Annotated in this window: 18 protein-coding genes and 4 pseudogenes; 7 read left to right on the top strand and 15 right to left on the bottom strand. The window is 66.4% G+C overall.

Features of this window, described 5'->3' with window-relative positions:
• Nucleotides 1-84: 84 nt before the first annotated feature.
• Complete coding sequence (locus AB5G72_RS14075) at nt 85-2,073, top strand: hypothetical protein (protein WP_440220151.1); 1,989 nt, start codon at nt 85-87, stop codon at nt 2,071-2,073.
• Nucleotides 2,066-3,055, top strand: a complete 990-nt coding sequence (locus AB5G72_RS14070) for a glycosyltransferase family 4 protein (RefSeq protein ID WP_440220150.1) — start codon at nt 2,066-2,068, stop codon at nt 3,053-3,055. Before AB5G72_RS14075 ends, AB5G72_RS14070 begins: the two co-directional genes overlap by 8 nt.
• 209 nt (nt 3,056-3,264) lie before the next feature.
• Here the strand turns inward: AB5G72_RS14070 and AB5G72_RS14065 are convergent, their stop codons facing one another.
• Nucleotides 3,265-3,450 (bottom strand): hypothetical protein, encoded by a 186-nt coding sequence (locus AB5G72_RS14065; RefSeq protein WP_440220149.1) that lies wholly within the window; start codon nt 3,448-3,450, stop codon nt 3,265-3,267.
• 19 nt (nt 3,451-3,469) lie between these two features.
• Nucleotides 3,470-3,664 (bottom strand): annotated as a pseudogene (locus tag AB5G72_RS14060) (IS3 family transposase); the annotation flags it as partial.
• 385 nt (nt 3,665-4,049) lie between these two features.
• On the opposite strand from AB5G72_RS14060, the pseudogene istA reads away from it, so the two are divergent.
• From istA to AB5G72_RS14045, 3 genes and pseudogenes are all read left to right on the top strand, one after another.
• Nucleotides 4,050-5,610: pseudogene (gene istA, locus AB5G72_RS14055) on the top strand (IS21 family transposase); the annotation flags it as partial.
• Nucleotides 5,611-5,651: 41 nt separating this feature from the next.
• Nucleotides 5,652-6,356, top strand: a complete 705-nt coding sequence (locus AB5G72_RS14050; protein ID WP_440220148.1) for an ATP-binding protein — start codon at nt 5,652-5,654, stop codon at nt 6,354-6,356.
• A gap of 119 nt (nt 6,357-6,475) precedes the next feature.
• A pseudogene (locus AB5G72_RS14045) lies at nt 6,476-6,583 on the top strand (transposase family protein); the annotation flags it as partial.
• A 141-nt stretch (nt 6,584-6,724) separates the two neighbouring features.
• Here AB5G72_RS14045 and AB5G72_RS14040 read toward each other — a convergent pair.
• The 5 genes from AB5G72_RS14040 to AB5G72_RS14020 all read right to left on the bottom strand — a co-directional run bounded on the left by AB5G72_RS14040 (nt 6,725) and on the right by AB5G72_RS14020 (nt 12,909).
• Complete coding sequence (locus tag AB5G72_RS14040) at nt 6,725-7,621, bottom strand: hypothetical protein (protein WP_440220147.1); 897 nt, start codon at nt 7,619-7,621, stop codon at nt 6,725-6,727.
• 19 nt (nt 7,622-7,640) lie between these two features.
• Nucleotides 7,641-8,573, bottom strand: a complete 933-nt coding sequence (locus AB5G72_RS14035; protein WP_440220146.1) for a hypothetical protein — start codon at nt 8,571-8,573, stop codon at nt 7,641-7,643.
• Between the two features lie 48 nt (nt 8,574-8,621).
• Nucleotides 8,622-9,707 carry a hypothetical protein gene (locus tag AB5G72_RS14030; protein WP_440220145.1) on the bottom strand — a complete coding sequence of 362 codons (1,086 nt, stop codon included), beginning with the start codon at nt 9,705-9,707 and terminating at the stop codon, nt 8,622-8,624.
• Entirely contained in the window at nt 9,680-11,545 is a 1,866-nt protein-coding gene (locus tag AB5G72_RS14025; protein WP_440220144.1) for a polysaccharide biosynthesis protein, read from the bottom strand. Before AB5G72_RS14025 ends, AB5G72_RS14030 begins: the two co-directional genes overlap by 28 nt.
• Before the next feature lie 433 nt (nt 11,546-11,978).
• Nucleotides 11,979-12,909 (bottom strand): IS5 family transposase gene (locus tag AB5G72_RS14020; RefSeq protein WP_440220143.1). Its coding sequence is split into 2 segments (ribosomal slippage): nt 11,979-12,515 and nt 12,517-12,909, totalling 930 coding nucleotides; the frame shifts between segments, so codons are not numbered across the junction.
• 374 nt (nt 12,910-13,283) lie between these two features.
• On the opposite strand from AB5G72_RS14020, the gene AB5G72_RS14015 reads away from it, so the two are divergent.
• Nucleotides 13,284-13,820, top strand: a complete 537-nt coding sequence (locus AB5G72_RS14015) for a hypothetical protein (protein ID WP_440220142.1) — start codon at nt 13,284-13,286, stop codon at nt 13,818-13,820.
• 340 nt (nt 13,821-14,160) lie between these two features.
• Here the strand turns inward: AB5G72_RS14015 and AB5G72_RS14010 are convergent, their stop codons facing one another.
• The gene (locus AB5G72_RS14010; RefSeq protein ID WP_440220141.1) at nt 14,161-14,475 is read right to left on the bottom strand and encodes a response regulator transcription factor; all 315 of its coding nucleotides are present in this window, start codon (nt 14,473-14,475) and stop codon (nt 14,161-14,163) included.
• Between the two features lie 152 nt (nt 14,476-14,627).
• On the bottom strand, nt 14,628-16,136 hold the full coding sequence (locus AB5G72_RS14005; RefSeq protein WP_440220140.1) for a GMC oxidoreductase: 1,509 nt from the start codon (nt 16,134-16,136) through the stop codon (nt 14,628-14,630).
• An 88-nt stretch (nt 16,137-16,224) separates the two neighbouring features.
• On the opposite strand from AB5G72_RS14005, the pseudogene AB5G72_RS14000 reads away from it, so the two are divergent.
• Nucleotides 16,225-16,434: pseudogene (locus AB5G72_RS14000) on the top strand (VOC family protein); the annotation flags it as partial.
• A 207-nt stretch (nt 16,435-16,641) separates the two neighbouring features.
• Here the strand turns inward: AB5G72_RS14000 and AB5G72_RS13995 are convergent.
• The 6 genes from AB5G72_RS13995 to AB5G72_RS13970 are packed head-to-tail and all read right to left on the bottom strand — an operon-like array spanning nt 16,642 to nt 24,304.
• Nucleotides 16,642-19,005, bottom strand: coding sequence for a glycosyltransferase (locus tag AB5G72_RS13995; RefSeq protein WP_440220139.1), 2,364 nt, complete (start codon nt 19,003-19,005; stop codon nt 16,642-16,644).
• Nucleotides 19,002-20,126, bottom strand: a complete 1,125-nt coding sequence (locus AB5G72_RS13990) for a glycosyltransferase (protein ID WP_440220138.1) — start codon at nt 20,124-20,126, stop codon at nt 19,002-19,004. Before AB5G72_RS13990 ends, AB5G72_RS13995 begins: the two co-directional genes overlap by 4 nt.
• The gene (locus AB5G72_RS13985) at nt 20,123-21,100 is read right to left on the bottom strand and encodes a hypothetical protein (protein WP_440220137.1); all 978 of its coding nucleotides are present in this window, start codon (nt 21,098-21,100) and stop codon (nt 20,123-20,125) included. The genes AB5G72_RS13990 and AB5G72_RS13985 overlap by 4 nt, the downstream gene beginning before the upstream one ends.
• The gene (locus AB5G72_RS13980) at nt 21,097-21,429 is read right to left on the bottom strand and encodes a glycosyltransferase (RefSeq protein ID WP_440220136.1); all 333 of its coding nucleotides are present in this window, start codon (nt 21,427-21,429) and stop codon (nt 21,097-21,099) included. Before AB5G72_RS13980 ends, AB5G72_RS13985 begins: the two co-directional genes overlap by 4 nt.
• Nucleotides 21,426-22,361: a glycosyltransferase family 4 protein gene (locus AB5G72_RS13975; protein WP_440220135.1), complete on the bottom strand. Its 936-nt coding sequence runs from the start codon at nt 22,359-22,361 to the stop codon at nt 21,426-21,428. Before AB5G72_RS13975 ends, AB5G72_RS13980 begins: the two co-directional genes overlap by 4 nt.
• Nucleotides 22,358-24,304 (bottom strand): O-antigen ligase family protein, encoded by a 1,947-nt coding sequence (locus tag AB5G72_RS13970; RefSeq protein WP_440220134.1) that lies wholly within the window; start codon nt 24,302-24,304, stop codon nt 22,358-22,360. The genes AB5G72_RS13975 and AB5G72_RS13970 overlap by 4 nt, the downstream gene beginning before the upstream one ends.
• Between the last annotated feature and the right edge of the window lie 19 nt (nt 24,305-24,323).

The raw sequence follows: 24,323 nt of genomic DNA, 5'->3' as shown, positions 1-24,323 counted from the left end.
TGGGCAAGGATAGACTGTCAGAGTGTTGGGCCGCGCGGATCGTCCAGTGCGTGTGGGAAGAAAACTAGACGAAAGATGGATTGAATGAAGCGTGATCTAAACTCAGTTAAGTCCGGTGTTCGTCGGCGTATCGCTGCATACTCTGACGTGGAGCGTCGACTCCCGCGGAAGATTGATCTTGGCTCTGGGCCGGTCAAGGTTTTTCCCGTTCAGAATTCAAGCGCGCAGATTGAGGTTAATGAGGGTGACGTAGTGCGCGTGGCGGTCGAGTCGTTCAGTACTCGCGACCAAGCAGGGGCCGCGCTCCTTCAGATCGAATTCATGGACGAGAATTCTAACTACGTCCCAATTCCCAACTGGAAGAAGAAATCGCGTAGAGTCGGCGACTATTACTACTTGACCCCCGGCGACCAAAAAAGCCCGACTCTAGATGAGTTTGAACTAGTTGCCCCGCCATTGTCGAGGTCTTTGCGTATTAGTGGAAAACAATGGAAGATTGAAGTCCTTACTGGAGTGGTTGGAGAAATTTCTCTAGATATTCTTGGCAGTTCGTCCATTGCGACCGAGCTCGCAAGCGGTACGCCGCTCAAGTATTCTGCTACCAACTTGAATTTCTCAAGCACGGTGCCAATGGGTTCTGACGCTGTATCAGTCAGAGTGCGCCATGTGTCCGGCGACCAAGGTACGGTCTGTCCGTTGAGTGTTGAGTTCACGGGCGCCAACGGCAAGGCGCTCATGCCCTCCTCCGACTTGGCGCAGAACCCCGTTGTTGGGCCGAGTATCGTTCTTGAGGCAAAAGCTAACACCGAAGTAGTCCACGAAGTCTCGCTTAGTGTTCCGCGGGGAGCGAGCGAAATTCATCTACAGGGACATGACCGTGGATCAAAGACGGCAAACCTGATTGGGGCTATCCAGCTTGATTTTTCTTCGGTGTCAAACGACTCCGTTGGAAGGTTCTTTGATTCTCTGGGCGAGTACGACAACGTGTTCGTCATTGATACGACAGCGCCTCCACTCGGCCATCAATCTCTTGCATTGCGTCCAAACAATTTGAGCGCAGCCTATTCTAGGCAAGGTATCCCTGTAGTTTTCGTCCCCTTTGGATCACTTCAGGAGCACGATGCTTTCGTCAGCGATCAGCTCATTCAGGTAGGTCGAAATGAGTTCGACCTGATGCTGGACCGCGTGGCAGAAGTAGTGCGCCGAGGAGCGGGGACCTACATATGTAGCTCATTCCCGAGCCTCCAAGCGGTTGCGGCAGCAACGTACCTCAAGGCTCGGGGATGGAACGTCGTCTATGAGGTGAGAGACGATATGGAAGAATTCAACCGAGTTGGGTATTCGAAATGGTATTCCCCCGCTCTAGAGAGAGAGATGCTGCGGATCGCGGATCCTGTTATCTCTGTGAGCAAGGCATTGGACGACAAGCTTGCAGCGCTTATCCCCATCGCGGCGCCAAGGCATATAATACCGAATGCCGTCAACTCGGCAGTGATTGAGAATGGGAGAAGCCTACGTTCAGTTGAACTCCTCGGGGCTAGATCTACGAAGAATATAGTTGGATATGTCGGTCACCTTACTGCGGCGTGGTTCGACTGGCCAGCGGTTGTGGCTGCTGCGCACAGGATGCCAGAGGTCAAGTTCGAAATTGTTGGGCACGGTAAACCCGCTACGGTTGAGCTTCCCGATAATGTCAGCTATTTGGGGCCGAAATCCCACGATGAGCTTGTTGAAATCGTCGAACATTGGAAGGTTGGCCTAATCCCCTTCGTCGATCAACCACTTACTCATTCAGTTGATCCGAATAAGATCTATGAGTACTTTGCGTGGGGGCTGAGATGCGTTACTGCCCCAATGGGTATGGTGGACGAGTATCCTTCGACGTGGGTTTACCGAGGCATAGATTCGTTCTGTAACGCGATTAAGTCTGCCCTGGAAGAGCCGATGGATGAATCGGAGCTTGCTCGGCTCGAACAGTTTCTTCAAACTGCGACTTGGGATTATAGGGCTGCGCAAATGATTGATGCCATGGGTCTCGAGACTCAGGCGCTGGAAGGGGATGGGAATGCGTAAGCTGATCGTATATCCGAACTGTTCTAAGGGCGGCGTTTCGTCTGTCATTCGGGGCCGCGCTCGTGACGAGCCTAACGTTGAGTTTGATGCACTCTTCTTCAACGACAAGGGCGGATTGAACGCCTTCGACGATTTGGAGAATGTGACGGTTAGGATTATCCGCTCCGATCGGTCAACGAACTATCTAACCTATTTGACTTCAACAGTTCAGTACGCAGAAATTAGCGTGCTGAGCCATCCGGCGACGGCGAACTTGCTATCTGTCGAACTAGGCCATTCGGTCACGTACGAGTTTCATTCATCAGACTTGAGCGTGATTGAACGCGAGATTAACGCGCTTGAGGTGTTTCGTATTGCCAAGATTGTCGCCCCGTCAGGTTATATGGCGGGCCTCATCGAGGGCATGCTACCCGAATCCGTGAAGTCCAGGATTGAAATGCGGCCGAACCTGGTGGACCGGCATTGTTTTTCGCCCGATGGTCGAGCTGACTTCTTCGATGGAAGCAAATTCAAGGCTGATTCTTCTTCGATCCCGTTGGTTTGGGTTGGTAGATTCGATCTCGGTAAGGGGTATCAGTTCTTTGTCCGCACTCTGGCGCAGCTTCCAAACGAGTTTATCGGTCATGTGATTGTCAGTATTGAAGATGACCCCCATCGTGCGAACAGATTCCTGAGTGAGTGCTCCGAGCTTGGCGTCTCGGACAGAGTTCGTCTTTACCTGAATTTGCCACAATCTCGGATTGCCTCACTCTTCCGTTCGGCTCGTGATAAGGGAGGCATGCTAGTTTCGACTTCACTGAAGGAGTCGTTTGGCTACTCAATCGCTGAGGCTGCAGCCTGTTCGCTGCCGATTGCTGCTTTCGACCTTCCGGTCTTGGCGATGTTCGAGGATTCAGCCCAATTGGTCTCCGTTCCTACCGGCTCTGTTCAGGCGTTGGCCGCTGCGATTCTAGAGTCAGCTGGCCGAGAGAAGGTGGTTTGACATCGCTGTAGTTCGCGTGGTTACTGGTCGCCATTGGGTGGTTTAGCCCCGCTGGTGCATGAGGCGTCGCAGAGCCGATTCTCTAAGGACGTTGTGCCGGGCGGGTTGGCAGATAGGGCTTGCCGGTACCGCGAGTCCGGCGAGTTGGTACCGATGCTCCGGTGACCGGGAACCGGCCCGTGTATGAGGCGGGCCGGTTCCGTCGGGGGTTACTCCCAGTAGTCGGTGGTCGCTCGGGCTTGGTCGTCGCGTTGGCGGCGCATGTCGATCTCGCCGAGGTTGATCTCTCGGGCGTTGTTGGCCAGGCGGTTGACGATGGAGTCGGCGGCGACCCGGTCGGGTAGTGCTTCGAGCCAGTAGGCCGGCCGCGATTGGGAGGCGAGGGGCTGATGCACGGTTAGGTGACACGGGCAGTCACGCGGCCTGAAGGGCCTCGTCGGTCATGATAGTCTCGTATTCGATGGGGGTCAATTTGCCGAGGCGGTCCTGCCGTCTGCGGCGATGGTAGGTGCGTTCGATCCAGTGCACGATGGCGGTCCGGAGCTCGTCTCTGGTGGCCCAGGATCGGCGGTCGAGGACGTTGTTCTGCAGCAGGGAAAAGAGGCTCTCCTGACGCTTCCGTGGGTGGTTGAGCGCGCCTGAACGGGGGCACGCCGTTCTCTGTCTAGGTTCCTGGCTTGTTGAAGGTCCGGAACTGTAGAGCGGAGAACGGCGTGCGAAATGCCACTTTATGGCGTGCCCTGCTCGGGGTCGACAAGACGGTCGTCGAGAGCATCGAGTATGACGAGGTCGCTGGGGAGGTCGTCGCGTGCGTGCGACCCCAGCGACCTGGTTGAATATTCGTCTCACTGGGGTCCATCGGTATTGCCTCTGGGGGCCAGTGGCCGAGATTGCGAATATTGCGCTTGGGGGCCAGCAGTAGCGTCCGTGGGGGCCACCCGCTTCTAGGCTCCTTCCGCCGCGTGTATAGGGCACGCGGCGGAAGGAGCAATCCGTGACTGTACGGAAAATCAGGGCGAAGCTCGTGTTGCAGCTTCGCGCCGAAGGCTTGTCAGGCAGGGCGATCGCCGCCTCGCAGGGCATGTCCCGCAAGAGCATCGCGGCGGTGCTGGAGGCCGCCGATGCGACCGAGACGAGCTGGGACGACGTCGCCGAGCTCACCGATGAGCAGGTGTACGCCCGCCTGTTCCCGGGCCGCGGGGAACACGAGAGCGTGTTCGCCCAGCCCGACTGGGAACAGGTCCACCGCGAGATGGCCCGGGTCGGGGTCACACTCAAGCTGCTGCACGGCGAGTACACCGACCGCTGCGCCCACGCGAAAGCGCCGGCGATGGGCTATGACCGGTGGTGCAAGACCTACCAGCGACACGTGATGGTCACCGGCGCCGCCTCCCGCGTCGGGCACAAGGCCGGCCAGACGGTCGAGGTCGACTGGTCCGGCCCCACGATGGAGCTCACCGATCCGGTCACCGGAGCTACGCGGAAGGTGTACCTATTCGTGGCGTGCTTGCCGTTCAGCCGGTACGCGTTCGTCTGGCCATCGACCGACATGCAGCAGGACGCGTGGCTTCGGGCGCACGTGGCGATGTTCGACGCCTTCGGCGGGTCGGTGCCGCGGATCGTGTGCGACAACCTCAAAACCGGCGTGGTCTCCCATCCCCGCGACGGGGAGATCGTCCTCAACGACGCCTACAGGGAGATGGCCGCCCACTACTCAGCAGCGGTCCTACCAGGGCGGATACGGAGGCCCAAGGACAAATCTGGCGCCGAGAACACCGTGGCGCACGTGGCGACCTGGGTGATCGCCGGCCTGCGGGACCGGACGTTTCACACGGTGCCCGAACTGGCAGAGGCGATCGGTGAGCGGATGGACGCCTATAATCGCGAACCGTTCGGAGAAACGCCCCGGCTCGAGACTGAGCGTGTTCACCGCCGAGGAGCGCCCGCTGCTCACGCCGCTGCCCGAGGTGGCGTTCGAGATCAGCCGGTGGCTCTACGGTCGGCGGGTGGGCCGCAACGGGCACGTGGTGTTCGAGCGGAACTTCTACTCCGCCCCGCTGGCGCACATCGGCTCCAAGGTCGATGTGCGGATCACCGCCCGCACGCTGGAGATCTACCGCGGCACCGAGCGGATCTCCAGCCACCTTCTGCTTCCCGAGCAGGCTGCAGGTCAGTACCGCACCAACGATGCCGACCTGCCCGCCGGCCGCCAGTACCAGCAGTGGGATGCGCCCCGGGTAAGGGAGTGGGCCGAGCGGGTGGGGCCAGCGGCGGTGATCGTGGCGGGCCGGATCTTCGAATCCGTGCCCGTCGACGAACAGGGCCTGGACGCTGCCCTGGCGGTGCTGCGCCTTTCGCGGCGGTTCTCAGCAGAGCGCGTCGAAGCCGCCTGCGCCCTGGCGCTGACCGGGCCGGTGCGCTCACCCCGCTACGCGCATATCCACCCGATCCTGGCCACCGGCCAGGACAAGACCGCCGCCCTACAGCCACGCACGAAGCCCGAGCAGGCCGGCGGCTACGTCCGCGGCGCTGACTACTACGCCAGGAGTGCCCGAGGAGCAGCATCGATAGCGAGACCAAACGCAAGCTCCGCGAAATGGGCGCCCAGCCACTGCTCGAGGCGATCGAAGCGCAACACGACGACCACGTGGTCGGCATGAGTTTCGGCGAGCGCCTGCAGCTGGTCGTCGACCACGCCCACGAGAGCTTCAACCATTCCAAGATCGACGGACTCATCCGCCGGGCCAACCTGCGCTACCCAGCAGCCGATCTGCGGCGCGTTGACCTGGTCGAGGAGCGCGGCCTGGACCGGGCCATGCTCGCGCAGCTGGCCACCTGCTCGTTCATCCAGCGCCAACAGAACGTCGTCTTCCAGGGCCTCACCGGCTCGGGCAAGTCCTACCTCGGCTGCGCCCTGGCCAAGCAGGCCTGCCAGCACCGCTTCCGGGCGCACTACTTCCGGATGCCCGACCTCGAAGAAGCCTGGGCCCTGGCCAAAGACCGACCCCAGGGCCAGAACAAGTTCCTCAAGAAGTACGCCGCGTTCTCCCTGCTGGTGATCGACGAATGGCTCCTCGACCACCCCGACGAGACGATCAGCAGAATGCTCCTCGAGCTCCTTGAGCGGCGCTACGACACCGGGTCGACCGTCTTCTGCACCCAGTACCCCAAGAAAGACTGGCACCAGCGCCTGGGCTCCGGAGTGCACGCCGACGCCGTCATGGACCGCATCGTCCACAACACCCTCTGGATCGACACCGGCACCCACAACATGCGCGAACACGCCGCCGCGAGTCAGTAAGTAATCCCCGAGACGGGGCCGGTGGTCCCCACAGACGCGATCACCGGCCCCCAACGGCAATACTGCTGGCCCCCAAACGCAATATTCGGTGGCCCCCAAACCTCCAAATACTCACTGGTCGAGGCCGCTGCGGCGAGTGCGGCGCTCGCGCGCCTTGGTACGACCGTGGTGAGGGAAGACGGCGGTGGCGGACCCTGGACCTGGGCTCGATCCCTGTGTGGTTGGATTACATCCGTCAAGGACCTCAACGCCAAGATCCGCCAATTCATCACGGGCTGGAACGACCGCAAACACCCGTTCGTCTGGACCAAAGCCCCCGAGGAGATCCTCGCGAAAGCGAACCCTAAACCAACTTCAGAAACGCGACACTAGCCAAGCGCGTCAATAATTTGCGTAGCGAAAATCTCGGCAGAGGGAACAACATGCGCTGTTGGCCCTGAGTAGAAAACTGTGCTCAGTTCGGCGCCATTGCCTGCATTTACAGTTGAGTGGAGAAATGGCAAAAAGTGCTGCTCCAAGTGGAAGTCGTTGACATTCTGGACGTACACGACTCTGTTCTCCATTCGACGACTGTATCTTTGTACCGCTGAAAGTCGGTCTAGCATCGGCTCCGCCCAGCTAGGTATTTCTGAATCTTTCAGTCCATTGGGTACAAGATGCGGCATAACACGCTCGGCAAAGAAACGTTGAGGACCAAGCCCCGTTCCGTTGACAAAGTAGCCTGGTATGGAGGTTTGCGCGTTCATTGGTATGCAGATAGAGTCCGGCAGCAAGCTACTCACCATCAAACTCGCGAATCCTCCGCCGGACGAGCCCGCAATTATTAGTCTCTTTGCGCCGAAAGTTCTGCGAGCCTCGTCGATGCGGTTGGCGATGATTTCATGTACGTCAATGTCTTTCCAGCCGACGTACCAGGCAAGTTGAATCCTCTCATCGATTGATAGTACTGGGTCGGATACATACAGGACGCTCGCGTCCAGGTCGTTCGAGGTTAAGGTGTTAAACCACTCAAACCGGGGCATCTTGTACCTAGTGCGATCGGTCGCCCCATGAAATACGACGACCAAAGAATCGGCATGCTTTCGGTGTAAGAGTGATTCTAGGTGCGCACCGTTGGCTAGCTTCTCTGTGAATCGATAGATCCCAGGAGTGCAATTTGGAAATTGTTTCCCGGTCATGTCTATTGGGTCAAGCTGGGCTGCACCCCCTGCTGCATCGGCGATGCTATAGGGGGACGATATTGTAGCTCTGTTCACTTCATTCATTTTCGAGTTTCCTGTCCTGTCACGATCTCTCAAGTTCGAGAATGTCCGTGATTAACTCTAGTAGTGTTTGCTTCGAGGCGGTACCGAGAGAGCGTCCGAGCTGACGGGCGCAGAAGTCTGAACCGTCAACCGCCCCTTTCCAGTATCCCAACATCTGTTTGACGAATTTCTCTTTCCGCTGTCCCGAATGTACGATCATCGGCGCTGTTGACTGCTGGGATACGTCTTCAATGCTGACTCGATCGAGTGTGCTCCATAGCGCGAAGTGCTCTTCGTAGAGGCGTCGAATATCCAGCATAGTTCCAGAGTTGTTGTATACGGCTGTGCCGACGATAGCTTCGTCGTTTGGCACTTTGGTGCCTGGGTCGAGTTTTTCAGTAATTGAGCGCCTCAGTGATAGGGACCATTCAGCTGCCCTTCTGCTTATGCGGAGCAGCGGGAAAGCCATTGCGTGCACGGTGAGATCAGGGCGTATCTCTTTAAGGATGCCGGTGCCTAGCCAGCCGTCCCCGGCGATCCACATGTGCGTTGCTAATAGGTCATGGTCGAACACTTGAAGCCGTGAAAGAATGTCTTCTGCGCCGTTGAGGAAGTAAACGTCTGGCTCAATGACCCAAGCAAAGTCCCAGTCGAGCTCCAGTGCCTTGTATATTACGTAGTCCCCACACATCCATCCAGTCTTGTTTAGGTAGAAATGGAGGCCGGAACTTTTCACAAAGTCTGCATCGAGTTCAAGCATTTTGTCAGCATCGGACTCGATTGTATTCGGTTTGTTAGGCACGCGGTGTATGGTGTCTGTTACGGCTATTATGGGCCAATGAGGGTTTGCCGCCTTGATTTGTTTGATGAGTTCACGTTCGCGCGCGCCCAGTTCGACGCAACGAACGATCACTATCGTTTTAGGGGCTGATTTAATATTCATCAAGGCTGCCTGGTCTGCTAGAAGCGTCATGTCGTCGGCTGTGGGTGTTCTGGTTGTGGAAGATCGAGTTGCTCAACGTTAAAACCTGGGGCGATTGCTACATCCTATTCTGTTCTGGCTTCGTTTGCGATGGAGTTGTCGAGTGGTTCTCGATGGCTCCTTGAGCGTCGTCTTTCTTGGGGCCCGCCAACTGATCCAGTATGGGTATCGTTCCCCATCTGTGAGTCGGGCAGGATGGGCCGTCAATCGGCGGCTAAGGTTGCTGACGGTTGCTGATGCTATTGCTTGCGTTACAGCGCAAGAGATAGCTGTTGCCCAATGGGGGTATGGTCCGGCCGCCTGGATTCTCTGATAGACGTGCTCCCGGTGCGCGGCGGCGAGATTCTCCCCGCGCAGTGCACGGCGGAGGAGCGTCACCCCGGTGTCAGCGAAATAGACGAGCAGGGGAGCGTGTGCCGCGGCCACGCGTGACAAGCCCGGTGACCTCGGGTCGGTGAGGTCGGTGAGGTCGGTGAGGTCGGCGATGAGCGTGGCGCCCATCGCGGCCCCGAACAGGTAGCTCCCGGAGTCGCCGAGGAACAGCCGCGCCGAGGGGACGTTGAAGGGCAGGAATCCGAGCGCAGCCCCGGCGGCAGCAGCGGGCATCCCACCGCCGGTTAGGTAGGCGGGGGAGTTCGGGTGCCGAAGTCGGTGGTTGACCGCCCACGTGAGCACCGTGGCCCCGGTGATGCCGTTGATCCCGTCCATGAAGTTCGTCGCGTTTACGGTTGCCGGCATGACGGCCGACCCGATAAGCGCTCCACGGCGCCCGGCTACAGCGGTGCCGTAAAGCGCCCCGATGGCGATCTGAGAGGCGAGCCTCGGGGCAGGGGGCAGCCCGACCTTGTCGTCGGCCAGCCCGACGCCGGCCAGAGCGAACGTCGCGATCCTCGCCGCGATGCCCCCTCGGGTTCGAGGCGGGCGGACGATCGTGGCAGCGGCGACCCCGAGCGCACACGCGATACCCCCGGAGCGAGGGGTTTCGCGAGTGTGCGAGGACCGTTCATTCGGAGTGTCGATGATCCCCAGTCGCCTGGATGCCCGTTCGATCGGAGGGCAGGACGCTGCCGTCACCGCTGCGGCGACGCCGAACGGTATCAGTAGTGAGAATGCAGGGTGACCCATTGTTTGGCCGCCTCGGAGTCGGAGAGGTGTGCGAGGTGTTCGGTGTCGATGGCTAGCGGGGGGACGGTCACCACGGAGATCGCGTCGTGGCACTCGCTCGGCGTCGGGTCCTCGGAATCATCGAACAGGACCTCGACGAGTTTCTCGCTCTCTCGCAGGCCCGTGTAGGCGATCTCGATGTCCGTTCGTCCGGACTTGGCAATGAGGGTCTCGGCGACATCGGCTATCCGGATCGGCTCTCCCATGTCCAGGACGAGGGTCTGCCCGTTCCGTCCGATCGCCGCGGCCTGGAGTACGAGCTTGCACGCCTCCTGGATGGTCATGAAGTATCTGGCGACGTCGGGATCCGTGACCGTCACGGGCCCACCGGCGATGATCTGGTGCTCGAACGTGGTGAGCACGGAGCCTCTGGATCCCAGGACGTTGCCGAACCGCACCGAGACGATGCAGCGGTCCGGGTGGTCGCGAGCGAAGGCCGCGGTGATCCGCTCGGCGACCCGCTTCGACGAGCCGAGCACGGAGGTGGGGTTGGCAGCTTTGTCCGTGGAGATGTTGACCACGGTCTGAACTCCGGCGCTCATCGCGGCGGCGAGGACATTGTGTGTACCCAGGACGTTGGTCTTGACGGCCTCGAGCGGGAACCGCTCGAGGAGGGGGAGATGCTTGAGCGCGGCCGCATGGAAGATGATGTCGGGCGCGATGCGGGAGAATGCCTCGACCAGGGCGTCGGTATCGCGAATGGAAAGAAGGACGGTGTCTTCGCCGTCGAGCATCGCTTCGCGGTCGATCGTCAGCTTGACCCGGTGGAGCCCCGACTCGTCACGGTCGAGGAGGACCAGGTCGGAGGGGCGGAACCGGGAGATCTGGCGGGCGAGCTCGGACCCGATCGATCCGCCGGCACCTGTGATGAGGACCTTCTTGCCGCGAATGGAATCGGCGATCTGCGTGGAGTTGAGGTGCGCCGGCGGGCGCCCCAGCAGCTCGTCGACGTCGATGTGGGTCAGCTCGCCGGAGTCGGACCGGTTGCTCATGATCGAGCCGATCGCCGGCATCACGACGACCTCGAGCCCCAGGGCGGCAGCCTCGTCCTTGATCTCGCGAAGCTCCTTGTCGGGAATGCTCGGGGCTGCGATCAGCAGCGAGGTCGCCGACGTGCGTTTCGCCACGGCAGCGAGATGATGACGGTTGCCGACGACCTTGATGCCGTCTACCAGCATCCCGGTCTTCGCCCTGTCGTCGTCGAGAATCGCCACCGGAATATACGGCGTGGCCGACGAGCGACGGAGCAGGTTGACGAGCCAGTGCCCGCCCGATCCGGCGCCGAAGACGATCGCCTTGACGCCCTTCTCCTTGACACCGGCACCGAACAACTCGTTCCGGCGCACGAGGAAGCGGAGGATGAGCGCAGCGGTCGACGTGAAGGCGCAGGTGCTCAGAGGGATCGATTTCGGGACGCTGAACGGCGCACCGATCACTGCAATGGTGATGAAGCCGATCAGGGACGCGCCCATGAACACCGCGAGCAGCGTGGTGGTCTCGTGAATGCTCCCAGGGACGTAGCGCCCCCGATAGAGACCCGACCCCAAGCCCAGCGTCCAGACCAGAAGAATCAATCCAGCGATGGTGACGGACGCCGGTGCGCGGGGCAGCTCTTCGGCAGCCATCGTGAGGTCGAGGTCGAGGTCGAACCGGAGGAGGAACGCCACCGTCGCGCAGACGGTCAGGAGAACAGCATCGATCAGGATCCACGGGGAGATCCGATAGTGGAAATGCCCGCGAGCCCGGCGTCCGGGCTCCACACTTGCGCCGTTGCGCGGCGACCACTTCATAGCGGGCATCTCAGCAACTATATGGTGGCGGACCGGACTGGTCGCGCGCGGTCGGAAAACCCGTTCGGCGAATCGGCGAACATGGGGCGTCCAAGAGTCTCGGAGCAGTTGTGCATCACGGGGTTTGAGCTTTACGTCGTACCGACTCGGACTCGGAAGAGCGTCGCTTCGTCCTTGGTCGACAAGGTTGCCCGCCGGGTCGATGCGGGGAGCCATGTCGCGCTGCCTGCAGTGATGATGTCGTCACGCGTTCCATTGGACCTCACGACGGCTGCGCCCTGTGTGCACAGGAGTATCTCCGGGCCGTTCGGCGAGTACTCGATCGCTGGGGATGTGCCCGTGATGTCCAAGCGCGACAGTGCAAAATCTGGCGCCGGCGTCTGATAGGCCAGCTCGCCTGGGAGGGAGTTGGGGCTGATAGCAGTTCGGACAGTGGGATCCTCTAGGGCGTGTCTCCCAATCGGCGTAGCCAGGTGAGAATTGCACAGAGGGTGACGGCGGCGCGGTAGGTTATCGCGAGTTTGTCGTAGCGGGTGGCCAGCGCTCGCCATTGCTTGGCCAGAGCGAAGGAACGTTCAACGACGTTTCGGTCTTTGTAGAGGCCAGTGTCGAGTTTCGGGGGTCGGCCACCGCGGCTGCCGCGGCGTTCGCGAGCGGCGATGGTGTCGCTTTTCTCCGGGATGACAGCGGCGATACCGCGACTGCGGAGCTGGCGGCGGATCGTGCCGGACGAGTAGGCCTTGTCTGCGATCACCGCGTCGGGGCGGGTGCGGGGTCGGCCCTTGCCGTGGCGTGGGACGTGGATGTCGGCCAGGACTTCGGCCAGCATCGCGCCGTCGTTTCGTTGCCCACCGGTGATCACGTTCGCCAGCGGTCGGCCGCGGCCATCGACAGCACTGTGAATCTTGGTGGTCAGCCCTCCTCGCGAGCGACCGATGCCGTGACCTGCGGGTTCACAGTCCCGGAAGGGCCGGTTCTTGTGATTCGACCCTGCCCCCTGTGTCCTGCTCAGGGCGCGTTGTATTTGTGCTGTGCTGATGAGCGCGGCAGATGGTGGCGTCGTCCGAGACGTTCCAGTCGATCTTTCCGGCTGCGTCGGCATCGGCCAGGATCACGTGCAGGATGCGATCCCAGGTCCCGTCCCGGGCGTAGCGGGCGTGACGCTTCCACACGGTCTGCCACGCACCGAACTCCTCGCTGGGTAGGTCCCGCCAGGGAATACCTGCTCGGTAGCGGTAGATGATCCCCTCGACGACTTTGCGATTGTCGCGAAACCGATGCCCCTGCCGCCCTTCATTGGAGGGCAGCAGGGGCTCTATCCGCTCCCACTGCTCGTCGGTGAACTGGCGAAATCGTGACTTCGTCTGTCCCATACGGCCACGGTCTCGCGGGTCACCGCTCAGCTATGGGAGACACGCCCTAGTCTGACAGTTACCTTAGCGGCGTGTTAACGTCCAACACTGGAACCGTGGGGCCGCGTCTTAGGGGCGGCCCCACGCGTCCGCCGACCCGATCCGGGTGACTACTGCGGGGCGTCCCGACAGTTCATACCGCTAAACGAGGAGACCGACTCATGTCGTCCACAATTTCCCGAGTTGCCGCCGTTGCGGCTGCCTCCGCTCTTGCGCTTTCCGGCGGCACGGCTGTTGCCGGTGCCCAGTCCGCGGAGGATGAGGGCGGTACGCTCTCCTCAAGCATCCTCGGAAGCACGGGCAGTGCCGAGTCTACTCCGGGAAGCCTGGGTTCCTTGGGCGAGGACGGTTCTGTTCGTCCGCCGGCTAACGCTACCGGGCTCGGCTCGCTTGACACCGAGGGGTCATTGATCGGAGAGCCGACTACCGGTTCGCTCGCCTCGGTGGCCGATGCGTCCTCGGGCTCAGCCGACTTCTCCAATCCCGCACCGGGCACCGGTTCGGTCGACACAACCGGCTCTCTGATCGGTGAGCCGACCACGGGGTCGCTCGCCTCTACATATGCCCCGGTCGCGGGTTCACTCGGCATCGACGATGGTCTGACCACTATCCTTGGTTCGGCGGGCTCGTCACCCTCCGCGTCTGTCGGCGCGCTCCTGCCGGTTGTCGCCATTAGTGGCTCGGTCGCCGCGGCCGTCATCGGCGCCCCGATGATCTCCGACGCCCTCGCAAACATGGGCGTCGTCCTCCCGCCCCTGCCCGAACTTCCGCCCCTTCCCGAGCTCCCGGCCGGTTCGTCGATCCCGGGGATGCCCGCCGTCAATCAGGCAGCAGCCGCGCCCGGCCCCGACGCCAACAACGGCAGGGGCTGAGCGGAAGGCCCCACGACATACTCGAGGCCCGTCCCTGCTCGCAGGGGCGGGCCTCCGTCGTGCCCGCTAACCACTGTTCTGCTGCGTCGGCGAGTCATCGCGTAGCGCCATATCTCGCGGACGCCCGAAGCGAGACCGTAGGCGGACGGCGTGATCTACGTCGAGATCTCGGAGACCGGACACAAACTGCCGGTGGAGGCACCGGACGAGTTGGCCGACGAGATCGGCGCGGCGCCTGGCTCCGCGGCCTATCGGGCTGACCCGGCTGGTTCCGCGCAGCCCGGTGGGTGCGCGTCGATCCGGGCGTCGGCGGGCTTTGTCGTCGTCCCCGTTCCCAGCGCTACCGGTCCAGTTTGATGCCGTTCCCGATGCCCCACGTCACAGCCTGCGCGCGGGTGGACACGTCCATCTCCTGGCAGGCCGAGCTCACGTAGGTCTTGACGCTATTGGGCGAGAGGTAACACCTTTCGGCGACCTCCTCGTTGGACAGACCCTGCTCGATCATTCCGCTCATCTCGCCTTCCCGGGGTGATAGGCCAGCCTCCTTGGCGGGCCACGTCCACCGCGACCGAACGATTGGAGCCCTTTCCCTTCTCCGACTCTCCGCCTCCAGGGGTTCCGGCTGAATAGCCCTCTTGCCCCGGTTCCGCGCCACCCGGGGGCAGCGGGCCGGCCGGAAGGGAGTCAGGCCTCGTCGTCGTGCCGTTCCACACCTGCACCACCACGCGCGGGCGGGCCGGACCCCGGTGGGGAGCCCGGCCCGTCGTCTTCCCTCGTGCGCACCGAACCCGCGCGGACGCGGACCCGCTACTGCAGATCGCTTGCGACGATCGCGTCCATGTTGCGCTCCGCGAGCGCGGTGATGGTGACGAACGGGTTCACGCCCACGTTGCCCGGGACGAGGGAGCCGTCCACCACGTAGAGGCCGGGGTATTCGTGGAGGCGTCCGTGGTTGTCGGTGGCCTTGCCGAGCAGGCAGCCGCCCAGGGGGTGGTAGGTGAAGTCGTCGCCCCAGGTCTTGTACACACCGAACAGGTCGGTGCGGTAGATGGTGCCTTCCTTCTTGTTGATCTTGTCGAAGACTCTCTTGGCCATGGCGATGCCCGGCTGGTTCTGGGACACGCTCCAGGTCAGGTCGACCTTGCCCGTGGCGGAGTTGAACTGGAAGCGGGCCCGCTCGGGGTTGTTGGCGATCGCCAGGTACAGGCTCACGTAGGTCTCGAGCCCGGCCGGCAGGGGAGCGATCTCGGCGAAGATCGACGCGGTGGGGTCGGCCCAGTTGTCGATCCCGAGGGTGGGGATGGTCGACTGCTTGGAGCCGGTGGCATCCCACATGTGGTTCGCGCGCCCGACCATGACGTTGCCGTTGTTGCCCCAGCCCTCGCCCACCTGGCTGGACAGGTTGGGCAGGAGGCCCTGCGCCTTCATCGACACGAGCAGCTTGCTGGTCCCGATACTGCCGGCGGCGAAGAACACCTTGTCGGCAGTGACGTTCTTGGTGGCGATCACCGTGCCCTGCTCGTCGATCTGCTCGATCGTCACGCGGTAGCCGCCCCCGGTGGCCGGGGTGACGGCCGTGACCCGGTGCAGCGGCGAGATGGTGAGCCGGCCGGTGGCGGCGGCCTGGGCGAGGTAGGTCTTGTCCAGCGACTTCTTGCCGGCGTTGTTGCCGTAGATCACCTCACCGCCCAGCGCGGAAGCCTGCGCGGTACCCGCTGCCTCGCGCTTCATGTGGTCGAAGTCGTAGACGTTGGGCACGAAGGTCGTGGCGAACCCGGAGCGGTGCGCGGTCTTCCGGCCCACGCGGGCGAACTGGTACCAGGGGCTCGACTCGAACCACGCCTGGTCGATGTCGTTCACGCCGAGCGCGGCGTTCGCGCGGGGGAAGTAGGTGCCGTACATCTGGGCCGAGTCGACGTTCGGGAGGATGTGCTCGAAGTGGCTGCGCTTGGGCGTGATGGCCATGCCGCCGTTGACCAGCGAACCGCCGCCGACACCGCGGCCCTGGTAGACCTTGACCCCCGAGAACTCCTCGGCGTCGAGGACCCCGACGTAGCGCTCCACCTTCTTGTCGATCCCGAAGCCCATGAAATTGCTGACCGGCTGGCTGGTGGTGTCCGACAGCCAGGTGGAGCGCTTGTCCGGATTGAGCATCCCCGAGAAGATCTTGCCGTCTGGGCCCGGCGTGTCCCAGCTGCGGCCCATCTCCACGATGTGGGTCGCGATCCCCGCCTGCGTCAGGCGCAGCGCCGCCAGGTGCGGGTCGCTTCGGGCGGCGGCGGGCCCTCGTCGTCGTCGCCGATTCTCAGAGCGCACCGTGCAAGCGCTCCAGCTCCGGCCGCTGGGAGGAGCCTCGGTCCATGAATGCTTGAGGCGCCTGGAGTGCAGGTCGTAGCGCGGTGCCATGGCTGGGATCACCGCGCGGCGTGTGGTCGTCGCACTCGACTGCCCCGACGCTCGAGAGCTCGCCGAGTTCTACGCAGCGATGCTCGGCTGGCGGATTCGCGACGACGCCGAGTACTCGGACTGGGTCGACGTCGTGCCGCCGGAGGGCGAGCCGGGCGCGGTCGCCCTCGCGTGCCAGACCGTCCCCGCTTTCCGCGCCCCGACGTGGCCCGAGGGCCCGGTCCCCACGCAGGTGCACCTCGACTTCTACGTGGACTCGATCTCCGACTCCGAGCCGGCCGTCCCCGCGTTCCGCCCGCCGACACGAGCACCAGCCCAGCCCCGATGGGCGGTTCGTTGTGTACCTCGACCCGGTGGGGCATCCGTTCTGCCTGTGCGAGGAGTGAGGCAGGGCAGGTCAAGCGCCGCCCACCGATCATCGACTGTCCGGTCCACCTCTCGACTGCAGCCACCACACCAGCCCGCTCGTGGAGCTGAAGAACAGCGCCCGCGACTGCAGGCCCGTGGGGGCGCGGAAGCGGTCTTCGTGCACGTTGAACCGCAACAACCGGAACCGGTCGGTGTCCGGGCGGTTGATCCCCTCGATGGTGGTCACGGCGCTGGAGAAGCCGGCGGCGACGACCGTCGCGACCTCGCGGCCGCCGAAGTCGGTCGGCCCGCCGTTGGGGTACGCGAAGTGCCAGGGGCGGCCACCAAGTTCGGAGGCGATCCGGTCCCGAGAGCCGACGATCTCCGCCTCGGCCGTGGCGTCGTCGGCGTTGGCCAGGATGGGGTGGTGCACCGTGTGGGCCCCGATCTCCACCCCCCAGCGGTGCAGGCGCCGCACGTCATCCCAGCTCAGCATGTCCCCGACCCGCCCCGGCACGTCAGCGCCCAGCGCGGCCAGCACCTCGGCCAGGGCGGCGTCGAACCGGGCGAAGGGCACCGACTTGAGCACTGCGACGAGGCGCTCGAGCGCTTGCTGGCGAGCGGCGGGGGAGTCCAGCAGCACCGCCTCCGGACCGAGGAGCTCCACCACCACCGAGTCGTGGGGGCTGTGGGCGATCGCATCGGACAGGGCATACGGCCACAGGGTCGCGCCACCGATGTGGCCGGTGGTCACGTACAGCGTGGCGGGCACCGGCGCCCCCAAGGCCGCCAGTGCCTGGAGATTGTCGTGGTAGCCGTCGTCCACCGTGATCGCGTAGCGGGTGCCGGCGCGGCCCTCGTCCAGCGCACGCAGGCCGGAGTCCAGGTCCACCAGCAGCGCGCGGTCCCGGCACCACGCCGCCATCCTCCGGAACGTCCGCGGCGTGACGGTGATCGGGTGCGGGTCCGGCACCTCGCTGAACCGATGGAACATGAGCACCACCAGACCCGGGCCCTGCCGCCGCCGGACCAGTTCGTCCACGCCCAGGTAGTGGCCGCCCAGAGCGAGGAGGTAGACCACCCAGAGGCGCGGCCGCCGCCACTGCGCGTCCCGCGAGGGAAAGGCGTCGGCCGCAGGGCTGGGCTCCGTAGGCGCGGGCCCCGCAGGGGCGGCGGCCGGCGGGTCGACCCGGTCGAGGAGCCCGAGGAGCGCCGCCGCGCTGCGTCGGAGCTCGAACTGCTCCTCGACGAGCTCCCGACCGGCGCGGCTCATCCGCAGGGTCGCCCCCGGATCGGCCGCGAGTTTCTCCACGGCCCCGGCCAGGTCCGCCGGATCGCCCGGCTCGCACAGCAGCCCGGTGTGGCCGTCCACCACGATCTCGCCGATGCCGGACAGGCGGGTGGAGACGGTGGGCACCCCGCTCGCCAGCGATTCCATCAGGGCCACGGGTAGTCCCTCCATCTGGCCGTCCGCGGCCATCATGCTGGGCAGGACGAACAGGTCCGCCGCGGCCAGCGCCGCGGCGACCTCCGACTCCGGGCACGAGCCCCGGAACCGGACCCGGTCGGCGATGCCCAGCTCGCCGGCCAAGGCGCTCAATTCGCCGCGCAGGGGACCGTCCCCGATGAGGTCCAGCTCCAGGCGCGCGGTCGCCGGGCCCGCCACGGCCATCGCCTGGAGCAGGTGCCGGTGCCCCTTGTACTCCTGCAGGGACGCTACGCACAGGGCGCGGATCGGGCCGGTTGCGGGAAGCCGGCGCGGGCGGAACTCGTAGCCCGTGGTGTCGATGCCGCAGTGCACCAACTCGATCGGTGCGGCGGGGCCGAGCAAGTTGCGCAGCAAATCCTGATTGTGCCGGGAGATGGCCACCACGAACTGCGCCCCGGCGCAGCGCCGGGCGAGCCCGGAGGTGTCCACGTAGATGTCGTGCGCGTGGGTGGTGACGCTGTACGTAACTCCGGTCAGTCGGTGGCAGGCCCACGCGGCGAGCAGCGGGAAGGTCGCGTAGTGCGCGTGCACGTGGACGCCGCTCGTGCGCGAAAGGTCCCGGGCGTGCGCGGTGGCCACCACCAGGGCCGCGAGCGCGCGCACCAGTAGGGCGGGGGAGCGGCGGAAGTCCACCGCGACCTCGCCCAGCAGCCGGGCCAGGGGCCCGGGCCGGTGGCGTAGCGCCCACCCCAGGCCGGCGGCGACGTCGCGGGCGCCCGGCCGACACGCGCGGCCCGACCAGCGGGCCGCCACCGGGTGCACGGTGGTGTCGGGGGAGGCGAACAAGGACCGGATGGTGCCGATCGGGGCCCCGGCACCGGCACCGGCACCGGCACCGGCACCGGCACCGGCACTGGCGAGCGCGTCGATCTCGCGGACGATGAACGTCTCCGAGGTCCGCGGGAAGCGCGAGACCAGGTAGTCGATGCGGGTCGGGGTCATCGGGCGGCCTCGCAGTAGATCGCGACCAGCCGCGCAACCCACACCTGGGCGGAGAACGAGGACCGGATCCGCTCCGTGGCCGCCGCGCCCATCGCCTCCCGCAGCCGCGGGTCGCGGGCCAGGCGCAGGAGCTGCTCGGCCATCGCCTCCGGGTCGGCGGGCGGGCACAGCAGGCCGGTGACGCCGTCGTCCACGATCTCGCCGATGCCGCCCACCGTGGTGGCCACCACCGGGCGGCACGTCGCGCCGGCCTCGATGAGCACCGTCGGCAGGTTCTCCACCAGCGAGGGCAGCACCACCACGTCTGCGGCGCGGTACACCGCCGCCATGTCCGTGCGGACGCCGGCGAACATTACCGAGTCGTCCAGACCGTGCTCGCGCACCGCGGCCCGCAGCACGGGCTCCTCGTCGCCGCCGCCCACCAGCGCGAGCACCGCGCCCGGCTGCTCCGCGACCACGCACGACCATGCCGCGATCGCGTGCGGGATGCCCTTCTGCTCCCGGAACGCCGCGGGCAGCACGGCCAGAAACCCGTCGTGGCCGCCGCCCAGCTCCGCCCGCACTGCTGGGTCCGCCGGCCCGGGCTCGTAGCCGGAGACATCGATGCCGTTGTGCACCACCCGCCAGTTCCCCGGCGGTCGGCCCGCGTAGTGCAGGTCGGCGTAGGTGTCCAGGGAGGCGCGGGAGGCGAACAGCGCGGCGTCCGACCGGGAGGCGGTGAGGACCGCCAGCCGCTCCTTCAGCCGGGCGCGCCCCTCGAACACCGGGGCCAGGGTGTGGAAGGTGGTCACCACCGGCCGGCGGGCCAGGCGGGCGGCGGGCACACCGAGGGTGATCGCCGTCGCCAGGTGGGCGTGGACCACGTCGTACCCGCCGGCGCGGATGAACCGGACCAGGCGCGGGACCGCGTCCGGGCGCAGGAGGCGGCGCATCCCCACCGCGCGCGGCGTCAGGCCCGCGGCCCGGTACTGCTCCAGCAACCCGGGCGCGGCGTCCTCCATCGGGACGAGGCTCACCAGGTCCACCTCCACGCCGGCCTCGCGGGCGGCGGCGGCAAAGGGGATGAGCAGGGTCTCCGCGCCGCCGAGCCGGAACCCGTCTATCAGTACGAGCACCTTCATCGGGTCTCCCCCTCCAGCAGCTGCAGTCGGTCCCACGGGATCTGCTCGAGCCCGTCGTAGTCCCAGTCCAGGCCGGCCTGCCGGTACACGGCGCCCGGGTAGATACCGTCGGCGTCCGGCGCGAGCTCGAAGCTGATGCTCAGCGGCGACCCGCCCCGGTCCACCACGTACCCGCCGTACCGCTGCATCGCCCGCGCCACCGCAAGGTGCGCGGCGGGCAGGCCGAGCGCGTCCAGGTCGAGGGCCGGGTCCAGCCGGAGCCGCGAGCCCTGCGGTACGCAGTCCGGGCGGTCCGAGCGGCCGTCGGTCTTGATCGCCGGCGCCCGGTACATGCGGGCGCACGTGTTGTCCGACTGCAGGACCAGGGCGTGCTCGATCTCCCCGCGCTCGATCTCGGCCACCCGCACCACGCCTGCCAGCCGGGAGGCGCCCGCCCCGGTGGCCGCGCCACCCCACCCGCTGCCCGCCAGGGGGTTGATCGCGCCGAACGAGGTCACCCACCCCGGCACGGTCCGCGCGGCCTGCCAGAACTCGTACGACAGTTGCGCGCCCTCGTCCACCACGACCATCGCGCCGTCGGAGCCGGTGTGCGGCCGGGCCCCGTCCGGGATCGGCGTGTCCACCCCGTCGAAGGGGCAGGGCCCCCACTGGGTCCGCAGGCATTGCACGCGGTACCGCGGGGTGTCGGCGGTGGCGGTGTAGACGGGGATGCCGAACTCCACCAGCCCGGCGTAGACCCGCCCCTCGCCGGTGAGGTGGGCGGTCACCAGGTCGCTGGCGGGGTCGACGCGGGCGTCGGCGGGGACCGGGGTGCGGAACGGGCTGTCGGGGGCGAACGGCTCCGCCGCCGTCGCCCGGTGGGCAGGCTCGGAACCCGCCCACATCGCCGCGACCACCGCGAGCACCGCCACGAGCGCGAGTGCGACACCGGCCACAGCCACCCTGGCCGGCCACCGGGGCCTCGTCGTCGTCACCGGTCGCTCCCGGCGGTGACGCAGCGGTCCAGCGCCTCGGACACCAACCGCGCCGCGTCCTCACCGGTCCCGGCCAGCTCCTCCTGGCCCCGGGCGCCCAGGCGGGCGGCGAGGGCCGGGTCCAGCAGCAGGCGCTCCAGCGCCCCCGCCAGCGCCAACACCGCACCCGGGGGCACGAGCAGCCCGGTCTCGCCGTCGCGGACCGCCTCGGCGAGGTCGCCGACGTCGGTGCTCACCACGGGGCGGGCGTGCGTGTACGCCAGGTGGATCACCCCGCTCTGGCTGGCGCGCAGGTACGGGGTCACCACCACCCGCGCCGAGCGGATCATCCCGGCACGTCGGAGGCGTCCACATACCCGGGGCGCAGGTCCACCCCGCCCACCCGGTGGGCGAGCGCGGTCACGGCGGCGAGGTCCAGGTCGGCGCTCACCGCCCCCGCCACGACCAGCCGGGCGTCGGGGACGGTCCGGCGCACCTCGGCGAACGCTTCGAGCAACTGCTCGAGGCCCTTGTAGCGGGTCCAGGTGCCGAAGAACAGGATCTCCGGGCCGGTGGCGGCGGCGGGGGCACCGGGGTCGTGGTCGCCGAACGCCTCGACGGGCCCGTGCGGGATCACCACCACCTCGCCGCGGGGCCGCCAGTTCTCCAGCACCTCTCGGCGGGCGGAGGTGCCCAGGACGTACACGATGTCCATGCGTCGCCACGCGGCGGCGAACGCCGCGCGCAGGGCCCGGCCCTCGCGCGGGGTGCTCGTGTCGCGGGCGTCGGAGCGGGGGAGCGGCTCGTGGGCGACGATCCCGTAGGTCGACCGCGGCAGCAGGCGGGTGATGGCGACGACGAACAGGGGCTCGAATCCGAAGCGCCAGTTGGACCACAGCACCACGTCGGGCCGCAGGCGGGCCAGGGTGGCGGCCAGCACGACCCACGCGGCGACCAGCCGGGCCGCGCGGGTGCCGCGGCGCACGAGCGTCGCCGCCCTCGTGACAGCGGCGCGCGCCGACCCGGCCGTGCCGGACGACCCGGCCGTGCCGGGCGACCCGGGCGGCCCGGCCGTGTCGGGCGGCCCCTCGGCCGGATGCCAGGTGGGCAGCACCGAGCGGATCTCCAGGCCGGGGACGCTGGTGCGGATCTCGGGGTCGGGGCCGGTCAGCAGGATCACGTGCTCGCCGCGTTCGGCCAGCGAGGTGCCCAGGCGCACGGCGAACTGGAAGAGGCCCCCGGACGGTGAGAACTCCACCAGGACGATCGTTCGTGACGTCATGTAGTGCTCCTCGGCTGTGGGGGTGTGGGTGTGCGGCGACGCACGACGATCCAGCCCAGCGCGGCCACGCCCGCGCCGACCGCGGCGCAGGCGGCCAGCGCCGTGGGGGTGAGGTGACGCTCCGGGGTGACGGCCGGGTCGCCCAGGGCCACGACCTGGAACGTGGAGGTGAGGCCGAACTCCTCCAGCCGGGCGCGGGCGGAGCCCTCGGCGGCGACGAGCAGCGCGCGGGCGGCGTCGGGGTCGGCGGCGGTGGCGTCCACGGTCACCAGGCCGCGCACGGGGTCGCCGCGGTACCGGGTGTCGGGCGTGCCCGGGTCGACCAGGGCGGCGAGCGTGGGCATGACGATCTCGCGTGAGCGCACGTCCATCGGCCAGGCGGACAGCGTGCCGGGCGTGCTGCGCGGCGTCACCACCAGCTGCGTGGTCGCCCGCGCGCGGTCCGTGGCGAGCGCCGAGGCGGTCCCGGCGGCGGCGAGGACCGCCAGTGCCACCACGGCCCCGGCGCCCGCGAGCCGGCGCAGCGTGCGGGGTCCGTCGATCCGCTTCGGGTGGGGTTCGGGGCGGCAGCACAGGGCGGCCGCGAGGACCGCGAGCAGCCCGAACGTGCGGAAGTAGGCCAGGTGGAGGAACACGCTGGCGATCGACCAGGCCACGAGCCCGGCCAGCACGGCGGCGGCGAGGCGGCGCTGGTCGAGGTCGCGGGTGGTGAGCAGCCGGTGCAGGACGAGCCCGCCGATGCCGGTGACGAGCACCGCCCAACCGAGAAGGCCGAGCACGCCGGTCTCGGCGGCGAGCTCGGCGTAGAGGTTGTGGGTCGCATCGGTGGGGTCGGCCACGGGCGTGGGCACGCGGTCGGCGTATTCGGTGACGAGCCCGGCGTAGCTTCCCGCGCCGTAGCCGGTGAGGGGGCGTTCGGTGAACATCTGCCACGCGATCTCCAGCGCGGCCGACCGGCCGAGGACCGAGGGGTCCACCCCGGTGGTGGCGTCCGAGCCCAGGTCCTCCACGAGTGACAGGAAGCGTTCCCCGATCCCCGGCAGCAGGGCCACGCCGATCCCCACCGGCACGAGCCACAGTCCCCGCAGGCGCACGGCGCGGTCGGCCAGCACGAGGAACACCGCGATCCCCACCGCCGCCGCGAGGTACGTGCCGCGGGACTGGGTGAGGTACATCCCCGCCAGCAGGACGATCACCGCCGCGACCCAGCCGGCGGTGGCCGCCCGGTGCCGGTGCCGGTGGGCGCGCAGGGCCAGGGCGACCGCCAGCGGCAGCCCGATCACGAGGTGCCGGCCCCAGAAGTTGGAGTCGGGGAGGGGCCCGCCGAACCGCACCGTGGTGGTGAGCTCGCCGGAGGCCTGGGTGACCACCGAGAACCCGAGCATGTCCCACGTGCCGCCGGTCAGGGCGAGGTTGATCACCGTCAGCGCGGCGAGGACCGCCAGGGGCGCCGCGACGGCCGCCGCGACGCGCCACACGCTGTCGGTGGCGACGGTGAGGAGCAGGACGACGACGACGACGAGGACATCCACCGCCCGCCGGTCGACCGTCGTCACGGTGGCCGCGAGGTCTGTGGTGATCAGGAAGCTGAGCGCCTGGGAGGCGAGGTACACCAGTAGCAGGGCGGCGAACCACCAGGCGGGCCTGCTGATCCGCGCCCTGGCCTCCTCGTTTCGCAGGGCCGAGAGCAGCGCCACGGTCACCAGCAGGAGCAGGGCCTGGAAAACACCGGGCACGCCGAGCCCGGCCGCGACGCCGGGCAGGTTGACGACCTCGGCCACCACCGCCAGCACGAGCATCGCCACCGGCCGGGCGACCGCGCACCACACGGCCACCGCCGCGAAGGCTCCCACCGCTCCGGCGAGTGCCGGCGACAGGCCCAGCACGGCGAGCGCCGCGAATCCCGCCGCCCCGCCGCCCACCAGCGCGGCACCGGTCGCCACCCCCGTGGGCGTCGGCCCG

Origin of the sequence: Dietzia sp. MNB45 (assembly GCF_051994785.1) — a bacterium.
In the GTDB taxonomy this organism is placed as follows: Bacteria; Actinomycetota; Actinomycetes; order Mycobacteriales; family Mycobacteriaceae; genus Dietzia; species Dietzia kunjamensis.
The sequence above is the reverse complement of the archived record's forward strand: the minus strand, read 5'-3'. Positions and strand labels throughout refer to the sequence as shown.

Coding starts and splice junctions, on each gene's coding strand:
- AB5G72_RS14025 (WP_440220144.1), bottom strand. CDS start 11,545: ATGCCCGCTATGAAGTGGTCGCCGCGCAACGGCGCAAGTGTGGAGCCC.
- AB5G72_RS14050 (WP_440220148.1), top strand. CDS start 5,652: ATGGGCGCCCAGCCACTGCTCGAGGCGATCGAAGCGCAACACGACGAC.
- AB5G72_RS13995 (WP_440220139.1), bottom strand. CDS start 19,005: ATGACCCCGACCCGCATCGACTACCTGGTCTCGCGCTTCCCGCGGACC.
- AB5G72_RS13990 (WP_440220138.1), bottom strand. CDS start 20,126: ATGAAGGTGCTCGTACTGATAGACGGGTTCCGGCTCGGCGGCGCGGAG.
- AB5G72_RS14035 (WP_440220146.1), bottom strand. CDS start 8,573: ATGACGCTTCTAGCAGACCAGGCAGCCTTGATGAATATTAAATCAGCC.
- AB5G72_RS14075 (WP_440220151.1), top strand. CDS start 85: ATGAAGCGTGATCTAAACTCAGTTAAGTCCGGTGTTCGTCGGCGTATC.
- AB5G72_RS14070 (WP_440220150.1), top strand. CDS start 2,066: ATGCGTAAGCTGATCGTATATCCGAACTGTTCTAAGGGCGGCGTTTCG.
- AB5G72_RS14040 (WP_440220147.1), bottom strand. CDS start 7,621: ATGAATGAAGTGAACAGAGCTACAATATCGTCCCCCTATAGCATCGCC.
- AB5G72_RS13975 (WP_440220135.1), bottom strand. CDS start 22,361: ATGACGTCACGAACGATCGTCCTGGTGGAGTTCTCACCGTCCGGGGGC.
- AB5G72_RS13980 (WP_440220136.1), bottom strand. CDS start 21,429: ATGATCCGCTCGGCGCGGGTGGTGGTGACCCCGTACCTGCGCGCCAGC.
- AB5G72_RS14030 (WP_440220145.1), bottom strand. CDS start 9,707: ATGGGTCACCCTGCATTCTCACTACTGATACCGTTCGGCGTCGCCGCA.